Genomic DNA, 26,360 nt, shown 5'->3' with positions numbered 1-26,360 from the left:
GTTAAATTAAGATAATTGGGCTTGATAAGCGGTTTCTTGTTTAATCATCCGTTGCCGTTCGGTTTGGTTATACCATGGCGAAACGGTGAAGGCTAAGATATCATTCGCTAAGTAAATGCAGGAGTTAACCGCCATCGCTAACGTGGCCGCTCCTTGTTGATAAGAAACGTACCAAAGGATGATTTGGGCAATTCCCGATGCCGTCCACCAAATGAATTGGTTATTGTAACGCAAGAAACAAATCACCCAGCGGTCAGGGAAATGGAGAAGGCAATCGCATCGATCCAAGGCCGAGGGTCGTCGGTTAATTGGCCGATTAACGTGCCTGAGACGAGGTAAACTACCCCCGTGGCTAAGATGGCCACGGTCCACGACTTAGGGGTAAAACTCCGGATTTTGGCGGCCACATTGACATTCCAAGTGGCAGATAATAAAACAGGGAGATCAAGCGTTAAGACATAGGCAATTTGTTCCCCGATACTCAAGTAGTTCTTAGCTTGGTAGCCCACGGCGATAAAACAAGCCGCGGATACAAGGCCGAGCCACCCGTTGATGGATTTGGTGGCGTTAATGGCGAGGACGCATAAAACTCCCAGGGTCGTCCCGATAAAGGTTACAACCGTAATCCAAGTGATCGGATTGGCAACTAAAGTCATTACTTGGCAGCCGAAACTAAAGTAAAATAAATAATAATTTTGCTTGGGCCAACCTTGTAATTGGTGAATTAAAAATTTAAAATAATTAAGCATTGATATTCTCTTTTCTGTGGTCTAAATACTATATGTTGTGGTTGGTGGTTAGATCTAACACTATATGTTGTGTTGCAACGATTATTTAGTATAACAGGATGAAGAAAAGATGCAAGCAGAAATTTAATTAAATGGCTGCTAAAAAGGTCGGCCTTTCCCATGATGGTAGGGAAAGGACCGACCTTTTTAATTTGTAAAATTTATTTTCCAACTTTTAAGACTGGTTGCGCGCCACGATCGCTAATGATGGCGACCATGATATTGTTAATGACATCGATTTTTTTGTTGTTCGGTTAAGGTTAAGCCGGTATCGCTCGCGAGGCGATTGAGGGCGTCATTGGTAATGGAAACGGCTCCATCGACAATCGTTTTCCGCGCTGCTAAAATGGCGGCCGATTGTTGTTTTTGCAACATGGCGCTGGCAATTTCAGTCGCGTAGGCCAAGTGGGTGAGCCGCGTTTCAATAATTTTAACCCCAGCGACTTGCAAGCGTTCTTGCACTTCTTGGGCTAAGCGAGCGGAAACTTCGGTTGGATTACCACGCAAGGTTAATTGATCGTCGTCATCTAATGTATCATATGGGTATTCCGAGGCCACATGGCGAATGGCGGCTTCGCTTTGGATTTCAACGAAGGCTTCGTAATCATCAACACTAAAGAGCGCTTGGGCTGTATCGATAACGTTGAAGACGATGACGGCGGCAATTTCAACCGGGTTCCCTTGGGAGTCGTTCACCTTTAAAATTTGGGAGTTAAAGTTCCGGACCCGTAAGGAAATCGTTTGTTTATAGGTGAATGGGACGGTCATAAACAAACCGCTATCGCGAATGGTTCCTAAGTAACTCCCAAAAAAGGTAACGACTTTTCCTTCGTTGGGATTCACAATCGTTAAGGAGCTTAATAAAATGGCGGCGATAACTACGAGGGTGGTAGTTACAACATAGTGATCATGCAATCCTAGCCAAGTGGCACCGGCCAATAAACATAAGGTAATTAAGAGTCCTAAGTAACCGTTGATATGGGCGACGCGTTGTTCGTTCATGTTTGATCCCTCCTGTTTAGTTGATTAATCAACAACCATGTATTGTTCAAACCGTGGTAGGTCAGCGTTGGCAATTTCAACTTCTAATTTGGTACCGTCAGCTTCGTAACTGGTATTTAAAATGTTACAGTGTTCGTTTAAATATGAGACAACTTGACCATCGGTGAATGGAATTAGTAAGGTCGTGGTGACGTAATCCTTAAATAAGTGACGCCGGATGACTTGTTCTAATAAGTCAATCGAGTCATCATCACGAGCTGAAATAATGACGCGGTCTTCACCTTCCATTAATGGATACTCAAATTCCGTGCGATCGGCTTTATTAAAGACGTAAATCATCGGGATGTCCGTGATGCCGATTTGGGCGAGGGTTTTTTTCAGTCGTGGCCATCATTTCCTTGTAGTGGGGGTCAGAGTAGTCAATGACTTGAATTAATAAATCTGCGTGGGCAGCTTCAGCTAACGTTGATTTGAACGCTTCGACTAACGTCGTGGGTAATTTCGAGACAAATCCAACGGTATCACTTAATAAGAACCGTTTTTGGTCATTAAAAGTTAATTGGCGGACGCTCGTATCAAGTGTGGCGAAGAGCATATCTTTTTCAAAGACTTGCTTGTCCGCCGAAATCCCATAACGATTAACGAATTGATTCATAATCGTTGACTTACCGGCGTTAGTATACCCAACCAAAGCAGCGGTAGGAATTTGACTTTTATCCCGTTGCACTCGTTTTGTATCTTCAGAACGTTGAATTTCTTTTAATTCATTGCGCAGGTGGCTAATATGACGTTTGATGACCCGGCGATCCAATTCCATTTGGGTTTCCCCAGCCCCCCGGTTAGACATGCCAGCGCCCCCGCCACTTTGTTGGTCGAGGGTGATGTTACTAGCTGTCCGTAAACGGGGTAAGCGGTATTGGAGTTGGGCAATTTCAACTTGAATCTTGGCTTCTTTAGACTTGGCCCGTTGTGCAAAGATTTCTAAAATTAATGCCGTTCGGTCAATCACGCGGACTTTGGTGGCATCAGTTAAATTCTTGATTTGGCTGGGGGAAAGTTCGTCATTAGCAACAATTGTCGTTGCATTTAAGGCAGCAGCAAGGTTAGCGAGCTCTTCAACTTTCCCTTTTCCAAAGTAAGTGGCTGCGTTCGGACGGTCCAGTGGTTGGATGAGTTGATCGAGGACTTCCATGTGATTAGCAGCAGCTAATTCTCGCAATTCGTCCATTGAATAACTGAAGTCGGGGCTTCCCTTATCAAGCCCAATAATAATGATCTGATCAATCGGCTGCGCAGTATTTTCCATAGATTTATTGGTTTCCTCCTAAAGTCAAGTGATTATAGTAATCAACCGTCGTTGTTGATGGTGATAAAGTTAATTTGGTAATTGAACCATTTTTTGGGGCGTCTAAATAGGCTTTCGTATCCGTAAATCGACTAATCAACGACCGAATCGTCATCCCATGGGCCACGACCAAAACATTGCTCCCATCTGGTAAATTCCGTAAGCGGTCCAACCCCGGGGTTAAGCGATGCCAAAATTCTTCGTCGTTTTCGGCGCGGCTAAATGGATCGGCGGCTTTGGTCAGGTCGCGGGATTTTTCAATGCCGACCATGGCGATTAAGTCTTCCCAACTTTTGACGCTGGTCATGCCAGCAACGGTTGTAGCAGTTAGGGAACTGTGGTCCCCTTCAAAGTAACCGAAGAAGACTTCCCGAAAGGCCGGGTCAGTGATTGGTTCGGTGTGGTCACTAGGGTTACGCGCTAAGATGTGCTTGGCGGTATCAACGGCCCGTTTTAAGTCACTGGAAAAAGCATAATCAAATGAAACAGCCTTTAAAACGTCCCCCGCGTGGTCAGCATCTGCTAACCCTTTGTCAGTTAATGGGGCATCTGACCAACCTTGCATTTTATTGAATTCATTGAGATAAGTTTGTCCATGACGAACAAAGTAAACATTTACTACCATGAAGATAAATTCCTTTCCGTAATCGTTTGCTTCCATTTTAACATAATTCCCTTGTGACCACTGCTAAGGTGATATAATAGAATATCAAGTTTTTACAGAGCGAGGATGAAATAACCGTGGATATTAAAAGTTATGAACAACATCGATTGGATGACGTAATTGAAAAAAATTGACCACGCAAAACAAGTTGCCCAACAAAAATTAGGGAAAACCAAGCGCGAAATGTCAGATATCCAAAAGGGATTTGATGATATTCGCATGAATACCTCAACGTATTCGGGGATGATGGATACCGCCATGTCAGTGCGGGCGCAACAACAATTACTCGATGAACGGGAAAATACGTGGCAACATGCGGCTGATCAAGTGACAACGCTTGAACGCTTGCAAGCGAAGCCTTACTTTGCTCGGATTGATTTTCAAGAAACTCCCGACCGGCCCGCCGAAACGATTTATATTGGGTTAGCGTCATTTGCTGATTCGCCGGATCACTTTTTAGTGTATGACTGGCGGGCACCAATTTCATCGATTTATTATGATGGTGAGTTAGGTGAAATTGCTTACCAAACGCCAGATGGGGAACAGACGGTCAACGTCCAATTAAAGCGCCAATTCCAAATTGAGGATGGGGTGATTGTGACGATGTATGATACCGAAGAAGCGGTGACCGACCAAATGCTTTTGGCGGCGTTGGATAATCATTCCAGCACTAAGATGAAGAGCATTGTGACGACCATCCAACGGCAACAAAACCAAATCATCCGGAATACGGATGCAAAATTATTATTTGTTCAAGGGGCCGCGGGATCCGGTAAAACGGCCGCGATTTTGCAACGAGTAGCGTGGCTGTTATATCGTTATCGGGGACATTTAACGGCGTCACAAGTGATTATGTTTAGCCCGAACCAATTATTTAATGACTATATTGATCAAGTCTTGCCTGAACTTGGGGAACATAATATGGTCCAAATGACGTATTTCCAATATTTAAGCCGGCGGGTTCCAAAGTTTAAAATTGAATCGATTCAAGATCGATTCGAAGCGGATCAAGCTCCGACCCACCAAAAAATCACGGCACTGCTCACGAGTTGGCAATATTTTAATGCGGTCACCCGGTATGCGAAACGCTTAGGGCGTGATGGTCATTTACGGGTTAAACCGATTAAATTCCAAGGCCGGGACTACTTTACGAAGGAAAAAAATTGCTGAAATTTATTATTCGTTTAACCAAAATTATCACCTGGGAAATCGGATTGATGCGACGCAAGAACAATTAATGAAGATCCTCAATGGTCGTTTAGGAACCGAAATGAAGGCGAAGTGGGTGGAAGAAATTATTCAAACCCTGAGCGAAGAAGAACTTCGGCAAATGATGGCTGATCACCCCGGTGAATTAGAAAGTGAAGCGGCGGAAAATAAATATATTTCTCGGCGGGTGGTGATGCAAGCGCTCTTGCCCGTTAAGCGAGCGATTGACCATCACCGGTGGTTAAATATTAATGCCCAATATGTTCACTTATTACGGGTGACGCCGAAGTTAGTCGATTTAAGTGCGTACGGCTTAACCCCTACTGATTGGACAAATTACGTTGACGGACAAGTCGCTAAGTTAAAGCAGCGCCAATTAAGTGCAGCGGGAGTAAGTATTTACTTATACCTATACGATTTATTGACGGGGAAACGGGGACAACGGGAAATGCGGTTTGTCTTTGTCGATGAAGTGCAAGATTACGATGCCTTCCAACTAGCTTATTTGCAATTTAATTTCCCGAAAGCTAAATTTACCTTGTTAGGGGATCTAAACCAAGCCATCTTTACTCATGATCAAAGTCATACTTTGTTGCAACAATTAGGTCAAATGTTTGGTCATGATGATACGAAGGTGGTGCAATTAACGAAATCTTATCGGTCAACGCAACAAATTACTGATTTCACGAAGCAATTGTTACTTGATGGGGAGCAAATTGAAGCCTTTGCGCGGCAAGGTGAATTGCCACTGATTTATGAATTGGCGGATGAAAAGGCGGCGGTTGATCAAGTGATGGCGACGCTACAAACTGATCGTCAAGCCAATGATACAACGGCAATTATCGGCAAGACCTTGGCGGATAGTGAGCGGATTACGGAATTACTCCAAGCGCGTGGCGAAAAGGTGACATTAATTCGGACGGAAAATCAACGGTTAGTACCAGGAACGATTGTGGTGCCATCGTACTTAGCGAAGGGGTTGGAATTTGATGCCGTCATTGTGTGGAATGCTAATCAAACGCAATACCAGGGGGACCATGAACGGCAATTGATTTATACCATTTGTTCGCGGGCAATGCATAACTTAACGGTGACGAGTATTGGTCCGGTAACGGAGTTGATTCGTCAAGTTGATCAAAAGTTGTATCAGAAAAATTAGGAATGTTAAAAATAATAGGTTGTAATTTAGCAATTATAGTATGATATAAGCGTTGGTATTTTTAATATGCGGAGGAAAACTCATGAAATCTGCTTGGCAGAAAATTCGTAACGGGTTGAATACGAAGATTGGTTTCTTCGTGTTCACGGTTGTCTTATTTGCCCTTAAGATGTACTGGGCATATCAAACAAAATTTAATCTCGGGGTTAAGGGCCCAGTGCAAGAATTCTTATTAGCCTTTAATACGTTGCCGGCAGCGTTGCTATTTTTAGGGGTGGCGCTGTATTTCCGGGGCCGGTTATCATATTGGTTAATGTTGCTTGTTAATGCCATTGTGTCAACGTGGTTGTTAGCGAATATTTTGTACTACCGAGAATTTTCTGACTTTTTAACCTTGAACGTAATTAAAGGCTCCGGAAGTGCGTCGGGGAATTTAGGCACGAGTTTGAGTCAAATTATTCAGCCGACTGACTTTTGCGTCTACCTTGATGTGGTGTTCGTAATCTTATTATTGGCCTTTAAAGTGATTCGCTTTGATATGCGGCCCTTTAAACGGCGGTATGCAGCGACTATTTCAGCCTTATCATTGCTATTGTTTGGGGTTAACCTAGGAATGGCCGAGGGAGATCGAAGTCAATTGTTAACGCGGACGTTTGATAATAATTACATCGTGAAGTACTTAGGACTTGAAGCCTACACGATTTATGATGGGATTAAAACAACGCGCACGAGTGTGGTTCGGTCAAAAGCTGACAATCAAGATATGAAGCCAATTGAACGGTTTATCAAGAAGAATTATGCGCAACCGAACCAAGCTTACTACGGCAAAATCAAAGGTAAGAATATTATTGTGTTGCACTTGGAAAGTTTCCAACAATTCTTAATTGACTATAAGGTTAATGGCCAGGAAGTGACGCCAACGATTAATAAGTTGTATCACGATCAAAATACGTTAGCATACAGCAACTTCTTTAACCAAGTTGGGCAAGGGAAGACGAGTGATGCCGAATTGATGTTGGAAACGTCCCTTTATGGGTTACCAGAAGGGTCAGCGATGAGTACGTATGGGACGTCAAACACGTTCCAAGCAGCTCCGGCACTCTTAAAACAAAAGCTCGGTTATTCATCAGCTTCATTCCACGGGGATGTGCCAAGTTTTTGGAATCGGGATAACGCCTACAAGTCATTTGGGTACCAATACTTCTTTAGTAAGGAATATTTCCCAGAAGTTAAGGATTCCGATATGGGGTATGGGACCAAAGATAAGTTATTCTTGAAGTATTCGGCAAAGTACTTAGATCAATTACCACAACCGTTTTACGCTAAGTTAATTACGGTGACGAATCACTATCCATATTTGATTGATAAGAAGAATACTGATTTTCCGGAATTGACCACTGGGGATAAGACGGTTGATCCATATGTGCAAACCGCGCATTACTTAGATCAATCAGTCCAAGAATTATTAAATTACTTAGATAAGACGGGGATGCGGAAAAACACGGTCCTAGTTTTATATGGTGATCATTACGGGATTTCGGAAAACCATAAGGATGCGATTGCCAAGATTTTAGGGAAGAAGTCGGTGACTAATTACGACCTGGCGATGTGGCAAAAAGTCCCATTTATGATTAATGGGGAAGGCATTGACGGGGGTATCAAGGATACTTACGGTGGTGAAATTGATGTTTTACCAACCCTTGAAGACTTATTAGGGATTAGTTCTGATAAGTATATCCAATTTGGGCAAGACTTATTGTCAGCGCAAAATAATCAAATTGTGCCGTTTAGAAATGGTGATTGGGTCACCCCGCAATACACGAAGCCGGCGGTGATTACTTTGATACTAAGACGGGTAAGCAAATTAAGCACCCAACCAAGGCCCAACAACGAGCTTTTGATAAAACGCAAGCCTATGTGACGACGGAATTAGGCTTATCTGATAAGCTCTTAAACGGGGATTTATTACGGTTCTATCACTTGCCAGGGTTTGAAAAAGTGCAAAAGAAGGGTGTTTCATATAACTTGAAGAAGGGGCTTAAAGCCTTGAAGCAACAGCAAAAAGATCACCCAACGAGTTGGCGCGACCAAAACGATCATCGCAATTCAATTGATGATTACGAAACGGATGCTCCAGAATTAAATGGGGTGACGTTGAAATTCCCAACTAAATAAGGAAACTAGCAGCGGGGTGGACGGACTTGTCTGACCGCTGTTTTAGTCTAAAGGAGATTCCCTAAAATGGATGAATGGATTAATTATGACCACTTTGATCGGTCAACTTGGCACAGTTTTTATCCGGGCCAAGCTCCGGTATTAACGCAAGCCGATCTCGATGCGATTAAGTCGGTTAACGATCAAATCTCGTTGGCGGACGTCCAAGAAATTTACTTGACATTGATTAAATTGATTCAATTGCAAGTCCAAAATTATCAACAGATGCAACTGCAAAAGTTAACGTTTTTACACCAACCGAGTCGCCGGATTCCATTTATTATCGGAATTGCCGGCTCGGTGGCCGTTGGTAAAAGTACGACGGCGCGGTTGTTACAATTGCTGCTGCAACGGTTAATGCCGTGGCGTAACGTATCGATGGTGACGACGGATGGTTTTTTATATCCGAATGCCGAACTGAAACGACGCGGGATTATGCACCGTAAAGGGTTTCCCGAATCATATGACATGGAACGGTTGTTGACCTTTTTAAATGATGTTAACGCCGGGGTAGATGAGGTTAAAGTTCCGGTTTATTCCCATCAAGTCTATGATGTGATTAATGGGAAAGAACAAGTGATTACGAAACCAGACATTTTGATTGTGGAAGGAATTAATGTTTTACAACTGCCAAGTAATCAGCGGTTATATGTGAGTGATTTCTTTGATTTTTCAATTTATATTGATGCGGATGCGAAGTTGATTCAACAGTGGTATTTGGAACGGTTTGAAACCTTATTGGAAACCGCCTTTCAAGATCCGACTAACTACTATCACGAAATGGCGCAACAACCGCGTATGGAATCATTAGCGACGGCGAAGCGGGTTTGGCAAACGGTCAATCAACCGAATTTAGATAATTATATTTTGCCGACTCGAAATCGCGCGGATGTGATTTTGCATAAAACGAAACATCATGTGATTGACCAGGTATCGTTACGAGAGGACTAGGTCGTGAGGCTAGGTCGCGAACCGAGCGTTAAAGGCGACGTCAGGCTAACTGATAAACGGGACTTGATGCGAATGCATCGGGTGCCGTTTTTAGTTAGTCCTAGTCGCTGCTCGGTGAGCAAAGTTACTAAGTTGCCGTAGCAGATAACCTTCGACGGCAGCATTGTAACTACGTTCGCCACGCGGAAGCCTAGTGCCTAACTACGACAAAACCGCTGACCCTAGCGGTGCTAGTGACAACGGTTTGTCTTGTTAGGCCACGGCTCCCTTGATGCGTGGCTCACGACCTGATATTAACTTCGTTCGCTCAGCAGCGCCTTAGGGCCTAACTCAAAATGACTCCGAACCTGGCGATGCCAGTTCCGACGCCATTTATATCGTTACGCCAATAGGCGCTTTGATAGCTGATCTCACGACCTGAATTTAACATGAAAGAAAATCTGCTGATGTTGATAAGTCACGGCTAATTTAGCTTGAAAGATGGTGGCGAGGTTTTGCGCCATTGAGAGCCCAATGCCAAAGCCGGCGGGGCCGTCAATTTGATGGGCCGTATCTTGCCGGTAAAACCGATCAAAGAATTCGGTGTAATCTTGGTTAGCTCCGGCTTGATAAGTGTTACCAATGACTAATTCGCTGCCACGGGAATGCTTAGTTAGGGTCACGGTAACGGTCCCATTTTGATCGCAATACTTCACGGCATTATCAAGCAAGATATTACAAAGTTCGGTGTAATAATTGGCGTTGGCTAGCACTTTGACCCCTTGATTAACTTGGTAATTTAGCTTGAGGCCTTGATTCTCCAGTAATGGCTTAAAGTCATTGACAACTTGATTCACCAAGCTTGAGGCGTCAATTTTGGTGAGTTTAATTTCGGGATCTTCGTCTAAACGGGCTAAATTAATTAAATTGTTAATTAAGCGAGTCAATCGCTTGATTTGTTGGGTATTATTGGTGGTCCATTCGGTTTGACCGTCCAACATTTCAGCCATTTCATTATTAGCACTAATAATGGCGAGGGGCGTTTTTAATTCATGGCCAGCATTAGTGATGAACCGTTTTTGGCGTTGTTCGGCGGCAATAATGGGTTGTAAGACCCGGTTGGCAATTAGGATGATCACGATGGTAAAAATTATCCAACAAATTAAGCCAATCAGTACGCTAAAGCGCGTTAAATCACGCTGCGTTTGGGCGATGGCAGTTTGATCTAAGAATAAATACCGCGTCGGTTGCCCGGTTAGTTTTTGGAAGCGATATTGGGTTTTCCCTAATAATAACACCCCGTGATTATCGGGGGTTTGTTGGGCACGTTTTACTAAGGTGGCGATAATTTCCCGAGGTAAATTCGGGAAATTAGCCTGATCAATCATTCCTAATTGGTGATCACTCGTTTCACTGGCAATTACGTAACGGTATTGAAAAACGTTGTTAGCGGTGAAGTCCTTGCCGAGCTTTTGATGGGCGAGTTGGGTAGCCTGCGCGTGGCTTAATTCGCCATTATGTTGGGCTAAAATGGTCATGATTTGTTCGGCGCGCGTTTCGGTTTTCCAATTGGCAATCCCGACAATCGCGCCCCCCATGATTAACATGACGAGCAATAAGGCGGCCGAAGCGGTAATAATGAAGGTTTGCCGGAGCCGTTTAATCATCATGATGATTACCTACCGTGGTGATGAGCGTGAAGGGACCACTTTGTTCCCCAGTGATGGTCACGTGAGCATCAATCGCTGCCAGCTTTTGCTTGAGATATGAAACGGTAATCCACAAATCAGTTTCGTCGGCGCCATCAGTGCTCTCCCAGCCAACTTGAAGTAATTGACTGGCGGGAATGGCTTTATTAGGGTTGGCAAGGAGCAGTTTTAAGACACGCGTTTCCGTTGCCCCTAAGCGGACCGAAGTGTGGGCGACTAAGCGTTGTTCTTGGGGGTCAAACGTTAAATTGGCAATGTTAATTGGGCCGGTTTCAAATTGTTTATCGCGGCGATCAAGGGAGCGGAGCCGCGCCATTAATTCTTGAATCGAATAGGGTTTCGTCATATAGTCATCGGCCCCAGCATCGAGCCCAGTTACGCGATCATCGATTTCCGCCATCGCAGTAAGCATAATTACATAGGTATCATTGCCGGCTTGACGTAATTCTTTAAGGGCGGTTAAGCCGTCCTTAACGGGCATCATAATATCTAAAATCATGACGTCGTAAGCATGTTGCGTGGCGAGGTCAACTGCAACTTGGCCGTTATTTGCAATGTCAACGGTAAAACCTTGGCGTTCAATGGCAATTTGGAGTAAGCGGGCCAAGTCGGCTTGGTCTTCAGCAACTAAAATTTTCATCGTTAGGCCTCCTCATCTTGGTGAATTAAGTGGCGAATGGTTTGCATTTGTAAATCACACGCTGCCAGTTCTTCGGCACAGCGTTGCAATTCTTTGGCAATTCGTTCGGGATGGTCGATATTTTGTTTGTACTTCAGTTCGTGTTCCAAACTGGCCCATGAATCCATGGCAATCGTGCGGAGTTGAATTTCGACAAAGTATTGCCCGGGCGTGTGACCATCAACGTCGGGATACGGGGTAGTAACCGCTAAAATCAGGTGATAACTCCGGTAGCCGTTGGGTTTGGCATTCTTAATGTAATCTTTTTCGGTTACGACTTGCGCCCAATCAAGTTGCTTTAAAACGGCAACCGTGGTGTAGACGTCTTCGATAAAGCGACAAACGAGGCGGATGGCAATTGCGTCCTTACATTCACGCAGGGCACTGTGGGCAGTGACTGGATACCCTTTGCGGTGACATTTTTCAATCATGCTAGGTTCAGCTTTTACGCGGCCAATTAAATGTTCATATAATTTAGTTGGTTGGGCCTGATTGAGATCGGTTAAGCGGTCTTCTAAATCGGTTAAAATTAACGGCAAATATTGTGCCTGGTCACCATAAATATTCATAAGTTAACTCCTCTAATTAATTGATTAAATTATAGCAAGTTAGAATTAATTGCGAAATTTATCTATCAGTGATTGACCTAGGAGAGAAATGAACGTACAATACGGATAATTTTAGCCACCCCTCGTTAATTAAAAAGGAGAACTGATGATGACGACACAAGCAGTCGATGTTGATAAGATTTTAGTCCTCGATTTCGGAAGTCAATACAATCAATTGATTACCCGGCGAATTCGAGAACTCGGCATTTATTCGGAACTACGCTCACATCAAATGAGTATTGCTGAAATTAAGGCCTTTAATCCGAAGGGAATCATCTTTTCGGGGGGACCCAATAGTGTTTACGCGACCGATGCGTTTAAAGTTGATCCGGCCATTTTTAAGTTGGGAATTCCCATCTTGGGGATTTGTTATGGGATGCAATTAATGGCCAATGAATTAGGCGGAACGGTATCGGCCGCGGATGATTCGGAATATGGCCGGGCGGCGATTACAGTAACGGATGAACAATCATTGCTATTTCAGGATTTGCCAACAACGCAAACGGTGTGGATGAGTCACGGGGATAAAGTAACCACCGTCCCGACTGGGTTTAAAGTGATTGCCACGAGTGAAAATTGTCCGGTGGCAGCCATGGCGGATGAAGCGCGCCAATTCTATGCGTTACAATTCCACCCTGAAGTCCGGCATTCGGAATTTGGGAACCAAATGTTAGCTAATTTTGCCAAGCAAGTTTGTGGTGCTCAAGCTAATTGGACGATGGCCGACTTTATTGAGCGCCAAGTGGCGGAAATTCGCGAACAAGTTGGGGACAAAAAAAGTAATTCTTGGGATTTCCGGCGGGGTTGATTCTTCGGTGACGGCCGCCTTACTTCAACGTGCGGTTGGGGATCAATTAACGGCGATTTTTGTTGACCACGGACTGTTGCGGAAAAATGAAGCCGATCAAGTGATGGCGGCCTTAGCGGATGGTTTGGGCATTAAAATTGTCAAAGTTGATGCTAGTGAACGGTTCTTAACGGCCCTGCAAGGAGTGGCTGAACCCGAACAAAAGCGGAAAATCATTGGGCGCGAATTTGTGGCAGTGTTTAATGACGAAGCCCGCAAGTTAAAGGATGCCGACTTTTTAGCCCAAGGGACGTTGTACACGGATGTGATTGAAAGTGGGACTGATACCGCCCAAACGATTAAGTCGCACCATAATGTTGGAGGATTGCCAAAAGAATTAGGCTTTGAGTTAATCGAACCACTGCGGACGCTCTTTAAGGACGAAGCGCGCGCCCTTGGGGAACAACTTGGCTTACCACATGACCTCGTTTGGCGCCAACCATTCCCTGGCCCAGGCTTAGGGATTCGGGTCTTAGGCGAAGTGACGCCCGAAAAATTGGCGATTGTCCGCGAAAGTGATGCCATTTTACGGGAAGAAATTAAAAAAGCTGGCTTAACCAAAGACGTTTGGCAATATTTCACCGTCTTGACGAATATGAAATCCGTTGGGGTGATGGGTGATGGTCGGACATATGATTATGCCGTCGGGATTCGCGCGGTCACGAGTATTGACGGGATGACGGCTGACTTTGCTAAGTTACCATGGGAAGTTCTCCAAACGGTTTCGACACGGATTGTGAATGAAGTTGATCATGTGAACCGAATTCTATACGATGTTACGAGTAAACCGCCTTCCACGATTGAATGGGAATAAAGATATAATATAACTTGGTGGGGGAAAGCCGTTATTATAGGCTTTAGAAAAAGGAATACCTACGAAAAAAACTGTTAATTCAATATGGTTGTTTGCCAAAGTGTTTGCCATATGAAGAAAGCATTCAGTGTAAAAGCTGGGTGCTTTTTCTAACTTAATTTGACATTTGAGGAAATAAAAAAACGTATCAAGTTTAGTTGTATTGAAACATTCATTTCATTAGTACCAGTTAGCTGCTCAATTGCCTGGTAATTAGCAAACTCTTTTCCATGATCCACAGTAAGCGTTTTTAGCTTATCTTGAAGTTGACTAGCTAGTTCCAAAACGGCTTGAGTCAAGGACTGACTGTAGCGACCATGGAGCCGTTTAACAATGGTCAGGCGACTCTTACGCTCCACAGCTTGACCTTTACGTTTGCCAGAAAGCACGGTGTCAGCTTCAAAGTGACCAAATTCCTGGCGAGTTTCGATTTTATGAGGCCGCTCCTCAATTTAGCGGCCGTGACTGATTAGCCGGTGAAGTTCGTTAAAGATCGTGGTCTTACTAAAGCCTAAGTAGTTAGCGATATATCTCATGAAACGTCCTTGATGGGTTTTTCTGTCCACTTAAATGTTCAACTTAAATTTTACAATCTGCCGAAATAAAACTTATATAATACGTAAAAGGCCTTTTAGAGCTCGGCAAAGTCTGAACTCTAAAGGTCATTATTTTTATCAAGAATCCAATGCTTGTTTTAAATCTTCTATTAAGTCATCAGCTGCTTCAAGTCCTACCGACAACCGAAGCAACTTTGGGGTAATTCCTAGTCGCTGGCGTTGCTCAATTTCAACATCGGCATGTGTCTGGTAGTACGGGATTGTAATTAGACTTTCAACTCCACCAAGGCTCTCGGCAAAAGTAATAATTTTGACATTGTCAAGGAGTCTTGTTACATCCGCTTCATCCTTTACATAGAAACTAATCATACCACCTTGCCCCGGATAAAGGACCTTATCAATCCGGGGTTCATCCTTTAAGTATTTAACAATTGCCTGGGCATTTTTCGTGTGCTGCTTAACTCGGATTGTTAGAGTTTTCAGGCTTCGCAATAATAACCATGAATCAAAAGAATCAAGCGTATCACCAGTCGTAATATAGTACTCAAAATATTCTTTCGCTAACTTCCGGTCCTTACAAACCAGAATTCCGCCCAAAAGATCATTATGTCCAGAAAGGTACTTAGTTGCCGAGTGAACAACCACATCCGCCCCTTCAGTTAGTGGTCGCTGATAAACCGGTGTATAGAAAGTGTTATCAACGATCACCAAAATTTGCGTATTTTTACTGTGAACTGCTGCAGCAATTTTAGCAATGTTCAGTTTTTTCATCGTTGGATTAGATGGCGTTTCTAACCAAATTACCTTTGTCCGTGGAGTAATCTTCTGTAGTAAATCACTAATCCGTTGGCCATCCCACTGGTCAAAATTAATCCCAAAATGTTTATGAAGATAACGGAAATAACGAAAGTCTCCACCATATAAGTCATTCAAAGAAATTAATTGATCGCCTGTTTTCAAAATACTGAGGGCTAGTTGAATAGCAGCCATCCCTGAACTAAGGGCAAATCCAGCAGTGCCACCTTCTAGTTTTGCCATCGTTTGCTCAAGGACGGAACGGTTAGGCGTAGCAATTCGTGAATAAGTGTAGCCTTGATGGGGATCAAAGCTTTTTGCCTCTGCTAGTGATTCGTGACGATAATTTGAGGAAAAATACAACGGTAAAGCAACTGCCTTATTTCCGTCTAAGTGACTTCCTGCTTGAGCAGTGATTGTTTCAATTGATTGTTTACACATAAAGATTTCCTCCTAATTGTGGGCCTTTTCGAATGCCTGTTGAATATCACTAACTTGGTCACGATAATCTTCAATTCCGACAGACATCCGAATTAATCCCGGCTTAATACCAGCAGCAAGTTGTTCTTCAGGGGTTAACTCAGCGTGACTCATCTTACTTGGAAGCTCCACCAGGCTTTCTACGGCACCTAAACTAACTGCTAACTTAAATAGTTGAAGGTGGTTAACGAACTCACTCGGGTTAACCTGTTCAGTAAGCTCAAATGAAAATACTCCTCCAGCTCCCCGGGCCTCTTTTCGTAATTCTTGGTATCCCGGAAGATCGGATAGTCCAGGATAGTAAATTTTTTTGAACCGCATTTGATTCTTGAAGGTAATGAATAATCCTTTTTACATTCTCCATTTGACGTTCAAGACGGATCCCGAGTGTTTTGATTCCCCTTGCTAGCTCATTGCTGTCTTCAGGAGAAAGAACTGCACCCAGAGCATTTTGAATAAAGTAAACCCGTTCTGCCAAAGATTGGTCTCTAACTACCACTGCTCCTGCGGAAATATCAGAATGCCCCTAAAGATACTTTGTTGCACTATGAATGACGATGTCTGCACCAAGATTCAGTGGTCGCAACAGATAAGGACTTAAGAAGGTATTATCAACAATTGTTAATAAATTATATTGATGCGCTAACTGGGAAACCTGACTGATTGAAGTTACCTTAAGTAACGGATTAGTAACTGGCTCAAAATAGATTGCCTTGGTATTTGGCTGAATCGCCTGTTCGATGGCACTTAAATCTCGGGTATCAACAGCAGTAATCGTTAACCCCCACCGCTTAAAGAATTCATGAAGTAGCCGAAATGTCCCGCCATAAATCTGGTTTCCAACAAGCAAGTGATCACCTTTTTTTTAAAGATTGCCAGTGCGGCATGGATCGCTGCCATTCCCGACGAAAAACAAAAGCCGTAATCGCCTTCCTCCAAAGCAGCTAATTGCTCTTCAACCGCCCGTCGCGTTGGGTTACCTGAACGTGAATAATCGTCTTTGATTTGTGCACACACTTCTGGATATTTAAAGGTCGTGGCCTTATAAATTGGAACGGTAACGGCACCGGTATTATTATCATGTTGCGCCGGTTGATGGACTAATTTGGTATTAAATTCAGTCATTATTATTTCCTCCTTAACTAAAAAATCCCTAGGTAAGAAATCTCACCTAGGGACGTCAATAACGTGGTACCACCCAAATTCACTGATATTACTATCAGCCTCAACAGTACTTAAGAAAGTAATCTTAAATACCAGGGATGGTAACGGATCCTTCCGGAATCATAGCCAGTCGTTCTGACCATTCATCATTGCTCAGAGCTCATCTTCACGGTAACCAAATACCTACCTTCTCACCATTAGTAGTCACTGTTAGAAGTTAGTTACCCTTACTCTTCTCATCAACGCATCATTATAAAAAGATTAGAATTTTCTAATAATATAGAACGTATTCATACGAATGTCAAGAAGAAATCAACTCAAAATATATTAGATTCTCTTATTTGTAGTGTTGAAGATGAGGTTTGGGATTCCTATAAATCGTGCATTTTGCTAAAGAACAGAATAGAAAATAACCATAATAATGTAAGTGTGGTTATCAAAAGTTTTCAGAATAGTGGACATATGTTAACAATACCTTTTCAGCCTAATAATAGATATAGCAAAAGAAATAAAGTAAGCGTAATGCAAGATGCCTATCGTTCATGGTTCGATACGGTTAATTTTTTTTAAACATAATTTATAAGATGTTTGGGTAATTGGCGTTAAGGTAATTATTGGATTCAACAAAATAATAGCAGTTTTTGGTAGTTTTTATAGATTAGATTTAAAATGAGATCCACCATTCAGAATTTTAATATTCTAAGTGGTGGATTTTTAATTAATGACATGGTCAAATTAATTTTTATCGATTTGAAATTCAAATTGATGTATGAATTAATACCTTTTATGTCAATACCTAAACCAGTTATCAAGTTACGCGATACGGATGATGGTTAAATTTGTATGCTATCAACATAGACAAGAAAGGAAATTAACTTGAAATGTTGATTGAAGCAAGAAATTTAACGAAACGTTACGGTAAAAAAACGGTTTTAAAGAATGTTAATTTAAATATTGATCAAGGACAATTAGTTGCTTATTTAGGTACTAATGGAGCGGGAAAATCGACCACGATAAATATTTTAATGGGATTATTAGCCCCAACAGAGGGGAGGATTACGTATGCCCAAAATTTAAAAATGGGGGTCGTGTTTCAAACTAGTGTTTTAGATGATAGCTTAACCGTTAGTGATAATTTAAATTTACGCTTACGATTATATAAACACGCCTCTAAAGAATGGTTGGCGCAATTGATTGAGGTGATTGGGGTGAAAAAGTTTTTATCTCAGAAATATGGAATGTTGTCGGGTGGTCAAAAAAAGACGAGTTGATATTGTACGGGCTCTGATTGATAAACCAGATTTATTATTTTTAGATGAACCGACCACTGGACTGGATTTGCAAACTAGATTAGCCATTTGGAATTTATTGCAACAATTACAAACAGCGTATGGTTTAACGATTTTTTTGACAACGCATTATCTTGAAGAAGCTGCCAATGCAGATCAAATGTATATTCTTGAAAATGGTCAGCTGTTAGTTAAAGGGTCAGCGAGTGAAATTAAGCAGCAATATGCCCCTTCGAAATTAACAATTGCAATGGCGAACCCAGAAAAGTTATTGAATAATTATCAAGCTAAAGTAATTAATGCCGGAAAGGTGGAAGTAAGTTCATTATCAACGCAAGCAGTTTTAAAGTTATTGCAGGAATTTCAGACGGACATTATTGAGTTTGAATATCGCCAGGGATCAATTGATGATGCATTCATTGCAGTAACAGGAAAGGAGTTGCAATAATGGTGGCATTAGTCCAACGAAATATTAAAATTTATTTTTCGAATCGAGCTGGGGTGGTAATGTCTTGTTTAGGCGCGTTAATTTCCTTTGTTATCTTTATTGGTTTTTTACAATCGAATTTGGAAGCTAATTGGAAATTGATTTCTAATATTAAGGAATTACTAGATTTGTGGATGACGGCGGGAATTGTCAGTATTGCTGGCATTACAACTTCTTTTCAAGCGTTAGGACAATTAGTTAAAGATCGAGAATCCCGGACGATTGATGATTTGAGTTTGACCGATGTATCCGTAGTTAAGCAAAATTTAGCGTATGTATTATCAGGGACGCTAATTAGTTTTATGATGCAAGTTATTACGCTATTGGTAATGATGGGGTATTTCAAACTGGTTGATCGAATTTTGATTCCTACGGGAGTGATTTGGCCGTCGTTAGGATATATGGGGCTTGGTTCGTTAGTTGCTACTTTATTAAACCTCATTATTATTTTGTTTATTCATTCATCAACGACGTTTAGTCGGTTATCATCCATTATTGGGGCAATTGCGGGTTTTGATGTTGCCACTTATTTACCATATGGAGCGTTGACATCCCATACACAAGCTTTGGTAAAATTAGTGCCAAGTAGTTATGAAGCAGCAGCGTTACGGAGTTTGTTGCTTAATCAAGTCAGTCAGCATGATTTATCAGCTAAACTTAGATACCAAATGATTGATTACTTGGGAATCTACTTTAAAATTAACGGTTATCAATTAAAACGGATTGATGATCTTTATATTATGCTGGGGATGATGTTAATTTTAATAATTATTATTGTTATCATGTCATGGCTGTTTAACCGGAGAAGGAGCGTTTAAAAATTGAAAATTACCTTTCAACCAAATGGATCAGTAGACGATGAAATCGAAATCGAAATTAAAGCGGCCACCCAAACTGATACGATTGATAAATTAATTGATTATATTAGTAATTTTAAACCACAGGAACAACGTATAATTCCGGTTAAGACGCTTGAGCGGATTATTACGATTAAAGTTGATCAGTTAGTTAAAGTTGAAGTTCAAGGAAATGTTTTAATGTATTACACGACGCAGCAGGTGGTGAAAGCTAATGGCCGGTTATACCAAGTATTAGAAAATTTAAGCGAAGATTTTGTCCAAGTCTCTCGGCATTCGATTATTAATTTGAATTATTTGGAGTCGATTGAAAGTGGCTTTGCGGGCAATATGGTGGCGATGCTAGCCGTTAATTTACGATCGGATATTTCAAGACGATATTTGGTGAATTTAGAAAGGAAACTAGGGCTTTAAAATGAAGTGGATTAGTAAAGTATTGGAGTATATAGTGACTGGAATTGGCTTTGGGGCTAGTAGTTACTTGTTGATATTAACGTTTTTATATCCGGGGGTAGCTCCAACCGTAACTGGGGTCGGTTCAGTATTTGTGATATCAGGGTTGATAGGGATTTTATCAATGATTTTAAAATCTGATTTACCATTAATGATTTCCATGGGGATTCATTTATTAGGAACATTTAGTTTGTTTTTAATCATGGTAGTAATTAATAGTTGGCCGGTTAATTGGCAATCAATCTGTTTGTTCCTTCTGATTTATGTTGTGATTTGGGTAATCATTGTTTTGGAACAAAAACGAGTAGTGAGTGAAATTAATAAAAAAATAAAGGCATCCAAATAGATTTTCAGCTTTTTTTAAGGTTGAGTTTGTAAAATTAAAAATCCTAGCTCGGCAATGAATTAGTTTGCAGGGCTATGATTTGATGTTTAATGCCTCGGATTGTTAATTTTTCTGCAAATAGCAACCGTACGTTCTGCAATATCATAAGTTACAATATCGTAAGGTTGTAAAATGCGAAATAGTTAAATATAATTTAGGGAGGAGGTGACCACAGATGTTTATTGGTCGAAAAAAAGAATTACAAGTTTTAAATGATTTATACCAAGCTGACCAATTCCAGTGTGCGATTGTTTATGGACGCCGACGGATTGGGAAGACCTCACTGATTAATGAGTTTGTTAAAGATAAAGCGACAATTTATTTCACGGGATTAGAGGAAAGTGCGACAGAAAATTTAGAACGTTTTTCAGATGCTATTAATAATTATCGGGATGATGATGGTTTAGATGCGCCAAGTTTTGCTAATTTCGAGCAAGCCTTTAAAAAAATTAGTTCGGATTTCACAACGGGAAAAAGTAGTATTAGTAATTGATGAATTTCCGTATCTGGCACAGGCTTACCCGCCAATTAGCTCAATGTTGCAATCGTATATTGATCTATATTTTAAGCAAACCAATTTATTTATTATTTTGTGCGGTAGTTCGATGTCGTTTATGGAAAATCAAGTCTTAGGGTACCAAAGCCCGCTGTATGGACGCCGGACGGCTCAAATTAAGCTGCAACCATTTTCGTTTGCTGAGGCCCAAGCCTACTTTCCTAGTTTGCCGGCGGAGGATGTCTTTATCTTGAATGCAATTACGGGTGGCATTCCGATGTACTTATCGTTGATGTCAGCTAATAAAGGGATTCGGGATAATATTGCTGATAATTACTTAAATCCCAATGCGATTTTATTTGCGGAACCAAGCAGTCTTTTAAATCAAGAACTGCGGGAACCAGCTAATTACAATTCAATTATTTCAGCTATCGCAGCTGGAGCAAGTCGCCAAGGAGAAATCGCAACGAAAACCGGGATTGCTAGTGGGGGCTTAAGTAAGTACTTGGATAATTTAATTGATTTAGGAATTATTGCGAAAAAAGTTCCGGTGACGGAATTGGGGAAGGCACGCAGCCGGAAATCAGTGTATGTTATTAACGATGGAATGTTTCGATTTTGGTATACCTTTGTGGGAAGACGAGTTAGTCAGATTGAACGAGGACTAATTGAACCCGTCTTGGATCAAATTATGCAATTGCTACCTCACTTTATGGGTCCAGAATTTGAAAAATTATCGCAGAATTACTTGTGGGACCACATATATCAACCCGAAGTAGTACCAACCCCATTTATCGAATTAGGTAATTGGTGGGGGACGGATGCCAAAAAAACGTGAGGCAGTGGAAATGGACATTGTTGGTTTTGATGAAGCGGCATTAAATGGTTATTTTGGTGAATGTAAGTGGCGTAATGAATTAGTGCCAGTGTCAGTTTTAGAAAAATTAATTGAACGGAGTCGGTTGTTTTCGTACCCGCAAAAACACTTCTATTTATTTGCTAAACATGGCTTTACGGAGCAATGTCAGCAATTAGCCAAACAAGTTAACTGTCATTTAATTACGTTTACCGAGATGTAATTAAGTACAATCAGTAATTAATAAACCCTGCGCCGGAAGTTAGACGCAGGGTTAAATTATTTATTTTTATCAAGGCGATTAACGGTGAGGGGGTATTTTTGATCTAATTTAGGATTGAGTTTATATAAGGTTAACCAACGGCGACCGGCACCAAAAATAATCCAACCACCAATCCAAAAGACTCCCATAATGGATTTAGCAATTTCATTATGGACGAGCGGTAAACAAGCGCCCCATGCAAACATGACGATGATGTAGCCCACGGTATAGAAAGTTCGATACATTTTGTACTCATCATGGCGATCATGGAGTTGGAGTTGCAGCTGTTCGTCAGCGTCCGCTAATTTAGCTTGATGTTGTTCAGAATCATCGTGGGAAGCAAGGTCACTAACTTCAACGCCTAATGCCCCCGCGACTAAGTTTAAGGTCGTGGTGTTAGTTTCTTCGCCGGCTTCTAAGCGTTGAATGGTGCGAAGGGAAACTTGGGCTTTTTCGGCGAGTTGTTCTTGTGAAAGATTTTGTTGTTTCCGAAAAGTCTTGATTTTGTTGTCACTCATGGTAGTGCCTCCTTACTTAACTTTGTCTTAATTATACGGCGAACGACTCAAAATGCCACGCCAGCTTTCCGCCAGTCACCCGCCACTTCTCCGTCAGTGGTTTTGGCGGTTATTTCCCGGGAAATTCGCCTAAACAACTAGAATTTAGTATACTAATCATAATTTATATATATAAGTACGAAGCGAGGATAAAATGGAAAATCAAAGTCGGTGTCCATGGGCCCAAACAAGTGAATTAATGCAAACTTACCATGATCAAGAATGGGGAAAACTAAATTTAAACGAGGACTATCTTTATGAGATGATGGTATTGGAATCGTTCCAAGCGGGGTTGTCGTGGGAAATTGTCTTAAAGAAACGAGCTGCGTTTCGCCAAGCATTCGCTAATTTTGAGGTGGCTAAAGTGGCAGGATTTACCGAAACTGACATTGCAAACTTGCTCCAAAATCCGGGGATTATTCGTCATCGGGGTAAAATTGAAGCGGCGATCAATAATGCCCAAATTTTAATTGCTTGGCATCAACAAGGGCAAACGTTAGGGGCGTTGTTAACGGAATTAATTCCAGCGTCGATCATTAATTATCCGGCAACGATGGCGGATGTTCCGAGTCAAACAGCGGTGGCGCAAACGGTAGCGAAAGCGTTGAAAAAAAGCCGGCTTTAAATTCATGGGACCGGTGACGACGTATTCGTATTTACAAGCGATTGGACTCGTGAATGATCATTTAGTCAGTTGTCAGTTTAAAGAAGGAGCGAAGTAATGCAATATTGTCATCGCTGTGAAAGTGAATTAACGCCTGGAATTAAATTTTGTGGGAAATGTGGAACGTTAGTTAAACCAACCCCGAAGGCAACGAACGTGATTAAAGTAGCAGAACCAGTTAGCCATCGATACCTTGGTTGGTGGTTATTCGGGTTCGTCGTGATTGCGGTCGCAGGAATCTGTGGCTATGAACACTATCAAGCTAATCAACCGCTGGATTCAATGCCTCCAGCTAAGATTAGTAGTCAGCAAGCAACTAACAGTCAAGCATCATCAACGAATGAGATTTCGCCAGCGGAATTAGCAATAATGCTCTATTGGAAATATTATCCGCAGACAGAACTGACTGGTGCTAGCAGTATGATTTTGACCAAAGACAATCAAGGACGGCAGCAAATTGGCTTTGGCACTGCCGCTAGTGATTTGTTCTTTAAAGTAGCTGGTGATCAGATAACAGTTTGGAAAATTAAGGAAGATCCTGATTTACCAACTTATCAACAAGGTTACGAACAAAGTACAATTTCGAAGCAGGAATTATTAGCAAGTAGTTATCAAAGTGCAACGCAACGACAAGGTGTGCAATGGATTGCGAGCCAGATTAAAGTGGATGAGTAGAATTAGAAGGACGGAAGTTTTTTTGACTTCGGTCCTTTTTAGTTGGCTAAATATTACGATAATAATAATCAATATTAGGGTCTCGATTAGTAAAAATGCTAGGTTGTCAGTATGATATGGCCAACATACTTTAATGTCATCAGCAGATGGAGGTTAATCGAATGACCAAAGAATTATTTACCAATGAGATTTTAATCGATGCAGATAATCAACGTATTGAAAAGTTATTGCTAAATTTAGAAAATATTATTAAATGGAACCCAGAAATTAAACAAGTCGCCACAATTGATCATGATGAGTATATGATTTTACGGCATGGGGGGGCGTTAAATACTACTGAAACGATTAAAGTAACTCAGCGTGGTAACACAATTGAATATGAATCTTTTGATGGGACCATTAATTGTTTGATTGAATGGGAGCTTGAATCGTTGTCAAGGCATCAAACACGACTGAAACAAACACTATCTTTAACATCAACAACGGCATTAAACGGAGTGGCTTTAATGTTGAAACCAGTGATTCGCAATGCCTTTAAAGATAATTTAACTGGGATTAAGCGGGTAGTCGAAACAATGGAGGCAATCTACTAATGCAGGTCATCGCTAATTCCATGCCTCCGCATATGGTTGAAGTTGAAGAACCGCCTGTTAGTCCCACGGCGATTAAAATTAAAACAGAATATACGCCACTATTACGTTATGATTTATTACAATTGGGAAATTCAAATCCAAAGGTAATGGGATATGGGGGTGTTGGGACGGTAGTCGAAACTGGAATATTTCGCTCACCCAAATTACTAAACCAACGCGTCTTATTTCTAAATCCAAGTGGGACGTTTCAGCAATTTAACTATCCCCTAATTCCGTTATACTGTTTCCAATTGCCTGATACTGTTGATAGTTTACAGGCCACGGCGCTGATTGGTGGTGCTGATATTGCCATGGTTTTGAAGCATAAACTAAAACAGTTGCAAGTGGATGAAGTGATTTTATTGGGCGCCAATTCAGTTGTTGGACTATCCTTAATTCAATTATTAGCGATTGACGATCCAATTCCGATTCAGGCGCTTGTTCGGGAACAGTCGCAAGCATATTTTAATCATCAATTAGCATTAGCTAATGTGTCCTTGATTCGTGGTCACGGAAAGCGGCCCGTTGTGATTGATCTCAGCAATCAAGGATATTTAACTGAAATTAATGAGTATTTAAAGGCGAAAATTCCAGTTTGGTCGATTGCGCGGAATCAACTACCCGGCGTGAAGTTTATTAGTGAACCGTTGTTGCCAAAGGGGTATCAAGAACTAATTGAATTGTTAGCAATGGATAAATTATATTTACCAATTGATAAGACGTTTCGGTATCAAGCAATTGAGGAGGCAATTGCTTATCAACAGGCAAAATCACGAGGACGAAATTTGCTTAGCTGGTCATAATCCGGTATATTGATATGAAATAACCATGTGATTTAGGGGAGGGTGTAATGCAGGAATTAGAAACCGAAATTGCGCAAATCATTAAACAGCGCCGGCAAGCAATGGGCTTGTCGCAAGGTCAGTTGGCAGATGGAATTTGCTCGCAGCCAACGATTAGTAGTATCGAAAAAGGAAATTATCTGCCAAATGCATCGATGTTTATTGAATTATGCCGGCGGTTAGAAATTTCGTTAGATCATGAATTCTTGCAAACCAGTCTTCAGTTTGGCTTACAAGCTCAATTTTCTAAACATGTTTTTAATTTATGCAAACAGCACCAATATGCTGAAATGTTGGAGTATCTTGATTCACCAGCAGTTATTAACGGCTTAACGAATAATCATGATTTTCAAGTTATTATTACTATTACGGATGTGCCTATTTTCGAGTGACCGGGTATGAATTACTGACGCGTCATTATCTTAAAATGGCATTAGCATATACCATGGCGGGGCAGGTAAAACAGCCACAAAATGAGATTGAGCTCCTATTAATTAATTCGCTTGCCTTTATTAGTCATCGGTTAGGGGATGATGAACAAGCCAGTGAGTTGTTTAAATTGGCTATTACGGCATTAAATAGTTATGATTATCAGCGTGAAAATTTGAATGTTGTTAATTATCAATACGGTTTGTTTTTAATCGATCAGCATCGATATGAAACAGCTGCGCAAGTTTTGCAGGCGGGGATTGATCGGGTGCATCAATTAGAGTCATATTTTATGTTACCTGAGTATGCCTTAGCGTTGGTTAAATGTTATGACGCACTTAGGGATGATGAAAAGCGTGATAAGTATCAAGCGTATCAATTGATTTTTAAATAGGTCGTGAGCCACGCATTAAGGAAGCCGTGGCCTAACGTAGACAGGTCGTTGGCACTAGCTATGCTAGGGTCGGCGACTT

Annotated in this window: 16 protein-coding genes and 11 pseudogenes; 16 read left to right on the top strand and 11 right to left on the bottom strand. The window is 41.5% G+C overall.

Going from position 1 to position 26,360, the window contains the following annotated elements; translation table 11 throughout:
- Positions 1-6: 6 nt before the first annotated feature.
- The 4 genes and pseudogenes from pnuC to JCM14505_RS00730 form a co-directional block, all read right to left on the bottom strand.
- Positions 7-749: pseudogene (gene pnuC / locus JCM14505_RS00745) on the bottom strand (nicotinamide riboside transporter PnuC).
- 200 nt (positions 750-949) lie between these two features.
- Positions 950-1,790: pseudogene (locus tag JCM14505_RS00740) on the bottom strand (SPFH domain-containing protein).
- Between the two features lie 24 nt (positions 1,791-1,814).
- Positions 1,815-3,096 (bottom strand): annotated as a pseudogene (hflX, locus tag JCM14505_RS00735) (GTPase HflX).
- Between the two features lie 4 nt (positions 3,097-3,100).
- Complete coding sequence (locus JCM14505_RS00730; protein ID WP_306455170.1) at positions 3,101-3,796, bottom strand: histidine phosphatase family protein; 696 nt, start codon at positions 3,794-3,796, stop codon at positions 3,101-3,103.
- Positions 3,797-3,870: 74 nt separating this feature from the next.
- Between JCM14505_RS00730 and helD the strand changes: the two are divergent.
- The 3 genes and pseudogenes from helD to coaA all read left to right on the top strand — a co-directional run bounded on the left by helD (position 3,871) and on the right by coaA (position 9,332).
- Positions 3,871-6,167: pseudogene (gene helD / locus JCM14505_RS00725) on the top strand (RNA polymerase recycling motor HelD).
- Between the two features lie 82 nt (positions 6,168-6,249).
- Positions 6,250-8,342, top strand: a pseudogene (locus tag JCM14505_RS00720) (LTA synthase family protein).
- Between the two features lie 66 nt (positions 8,343-8,408).
- Positions 8,409-9,332, top strand: a complete 924-nt coding sequence (gene coaA / locus JCM14505_RS00715) for a type I pantothenate kinase (RefSeq protein WP_054652169.1) — start codon at positions 8,409-8,411, stop codon at positions 9,330-9,332.
- Positions 9,333-9,742: 410 nt separating this feature from the next.
- Here coaA and JCM14505_RS00710 read toward each other — a convergent pair whose 3' ends face one another.
- Genes JCM14505_RS00710 through JCM14505_RS00700 form a run of 3 tightly spaced genes read right to left on the bottom strand, consistent with a single transcriptional unit; the run spans position 9,743 to position 12,268 of the window.
- Entirely contained in the window at positions 9,743-10,981 is a 1,239-nt protein-coding gene (locus tag JCM14505_RS00710) for a sensor histidine kinase (RefSeq protein WP_061209639.1), read from the bottom strand.
- Positions 10,971-11,660, bottom strand: coding sequence for a response regulator transcription factor (locus JCM14505_RS00705; protein WP_054652167.1), 690 nt, complete (start codon positions 11,658-11,660; stop codon positions 10,971-10,973). Before JCM14505_RS00705 ends, JCM14505_RS00710 begins: the two co-directional genes overlap by 11 nt.
- Positions 11,661-11,662: 2 nt before the next feature.
- Entirely contained in the window at positions 11,663-12,268 is a 606-nt protein-coding gene (locus JCM14505_RS00700) for a GTP pyrophosphokinase (RefSeq protein WP_054652165.1), read from the bottom strand.
- Between the two features lie 148 nt (positions 12,269-12,416).
- Between JCM14505_RS00700 and guaA the strand changes: the two are divergent.
- Positions 12,417-13,968, top strand: a pseudogene (gene guaA, locus JCM14505_RS00695) (glutamine-hydrolyzing GMP synthase).
- A gap of 221 nt (positions 13,969-14,189) precedes the next feature.
- Here the strand turns inward: guaA and JCM14505_RS08540 are convergent.
- The 3 genes and pseudogenes from JCM14505_RS08540 to JCM14505_RS00680 all read right to left on the bottom strand — a co-directional run.
- Positions 14,190-14,573, bottom strand: a pseudogene (locus JCM14505_RS08540) (IS30 family transposase); the annotation flags it as partial.
- A 108-nt stretch (positions 14,574-14,681) separates the two neighbouring features.
- Positions 14,682-15,800, bottom strand: coding sequence for a trans-sulfuration enzyme family protein (locus JCM14505_RS00685; protein ID WP_054652161.1), 1,119 nt, complete (start codon positions 15,798-15,800; stop codon positions 14,682-14,684).
- 12 nt (positions 15,801-15,812) lie between these two features.
- Positions 15,813-16,964, bottom strand: a pseudogene (locus JCM14505_RS00680) (trans-sulfuration enzyme family protein).
- A gap of 246 nt (positions 16,965-17,210) precedes the next feature.
- Here JCM14505_RS00680 and JCM14505_RS10240 point away from each other — a divergent pair.
- The 6 genes and pseudogenes from JCM14505_RS10240 to JCM14505_RS00655 all read left to right on the top strand — a co-directional run bounded on the left by JCM14505_RS10240 (position 17,211) and on the right by JCM14505_RS00655 (position 22,049).
- On the top strand, positions 17,211-17,573 hold the full coding sequence (locus JCM14505_RS10240; protein ID WP_082405574.1) for an acyl-CoA thioester hydrolase/BAAT C-terminal domain-containing protein: 363 nt from the start codon (positions 17,211-17,213) through the stop codon (positions 17,571-17,573).
- 311 nt (positions 17,574-17,884) lie between these two features.
- A pseudogene (locus tag JCM14505_RS00675) lies at positions 17,885-18,740 on the top strand (ABC transporter ATP-binding protein).
- A complete protein-coding gene (locus JCM14505_RS00670; protein ID WP_054652159.1) occupies positions 18,740-19,597 on the top strand; it encodes an ABC transporter permease in 858 nt (285 codons plus the stop codon). Before JCM14505_RS00675 ends, JCM14505_RS00670 begins: the two are co-directional and overlap by 1 nt.
- A 3-nt stretch (positions 19,598-19,600) precedes the next feature.
- A complete protein-coding gene (locus JCM14505_RS00665) occupies positions 19,601-20,050 on the top strand; it encodes a LytTR family DNA-binding domain-containing protein (protein ID WP_054652157.1) in 450 nt (149 codons plus the stop codon).
- A gap of 1 nt (position 20,051) precedes the next feature.
- Positions 20,052-20,435, top strand: coding sequence for a DUF3021 family protein (locus tag JCM14505_RS00660; protein ID WP_054652155.1), 384 nt, complete (start codon positions 20,052-20,054; stop codon positions 20,433-20,435).
- Between the two features lie 214 nt (positions 20,436-20,649).
- Positions 20,650-22,049, top strand: a pseudogene (locus JCM14505_RS00655) (ATP-binding protein).
- A 56-nt stretch (positions 22,050-22,105) separates the two neighbouring features.
- On the opposite strand, the gene JCM14505_RS00650 reads toward JCM14505_RS00655, so the two are convergent.
- Complete coding sequence (locus JCM14505_RS00650) at positions 22,106-22,606, bottom strand: helix-turn-helix domain-containing protein (protein WP_054652153.1); 501 nt, start codon at positions 22,604-22,606, stop codon at positions 22,106-22,108.
- Positions 22,607-22,799: 193 nt separating this feature from the next.
- Here JCM14505_RS00650 and JCM14505_RS00645 point away from each other — a divergent pair.
- From JCM14505_RS00645 to JCM14505_RS00620, 6 genes and pseudogenes are all read left to right on the top strand, one after another.
- Positions 22,800-23,367 (top strand): annotated as a pseudogene (locus JCM14505_RS00645) (DNA-3-methyladenine glycosylase I).
- Entirely contained in the window at positions 23,367-23,984 is a 618-nt protein-coding gene (locus tag JCM14505_RS00640; RefSeq protein WP_054652151.1) for an Lreu_0056 family protein, read from the top strand. Before JCM14505_RS00645 ends, JCM14505_RS00640 begins: the two are co-directional and overlap by 1 nt.
- Positions 23,985-24,145: 161 nt before the next feature.
- The gene (locus tag JCM14505_RS00635; RefSeq protein WP_054652149.1) at positions 24,146-24,577 is read left to right on the top strand and encodes an SRPBCC family protein; all 432 of its coding nucleotides are present in this window, start codon (positions 24,146-24,148) and stop codon (positions 24,575-24,577) included.
- 20 nt (positions 24,578-24,597) lie between these two features.
- Positions 24,598-25,419 (top strand): MDR/zinc-dependent alcohol dehydrogenase-like family protein, encoded by an 822-nt coding sequence (locus tag JCM14505_RS00630; protein ID WP_153010952.1) that lies wholly within the window; start codon positions 24,598-24,600, stop codon positions 25,417-25,419.
- 47 nt (positions 25,420-25,466) lie between these two features.
- Positions 25,467-25,850, top strand: a complete 384-nt coding sequence (locus JCM14505_RS00625) for a helix-turn-helix domain-containing protein (protein WP_054652145.1) — start codon at positions 25,467-25,469, stop codon at positions 25,848-25,850.
- A 35-nt stretch (positions 25,851-25,885) separates the two neighbouring features.
- Positions 25,886-26,281 carry a hypothetical protein gene (locus JCM14505_RS00620; protein ID WP_156249798.1) on the top strand — a complete coding sequence of 132 codons (396 nt, stop codon included), beginning with the start codon at positions 25,886-25,888 and terminating at the stop codon, positions 26,279-26,281.
- Positions 26,282-26,360 lie beyond the last annotated feature (79 nt).

Origin of the sequence: Limosilactobacillus equigenerosi DSM 18793 = JCM 14505, assembly GCF_001311375.1 — a bacterium.
GTDB classification, from domain to species: domain Bacteria; phylum Bacillota; class Bacilli; order Lactobacillales; family Lactobacillaceae; genus Limosilactobacillus; species Limosilactobacillus equigenerosi.
Note: the sequence above shows the minus strand (reverse complement) of the source record. Positions and strands in the feature narration are given on the sequence as shown.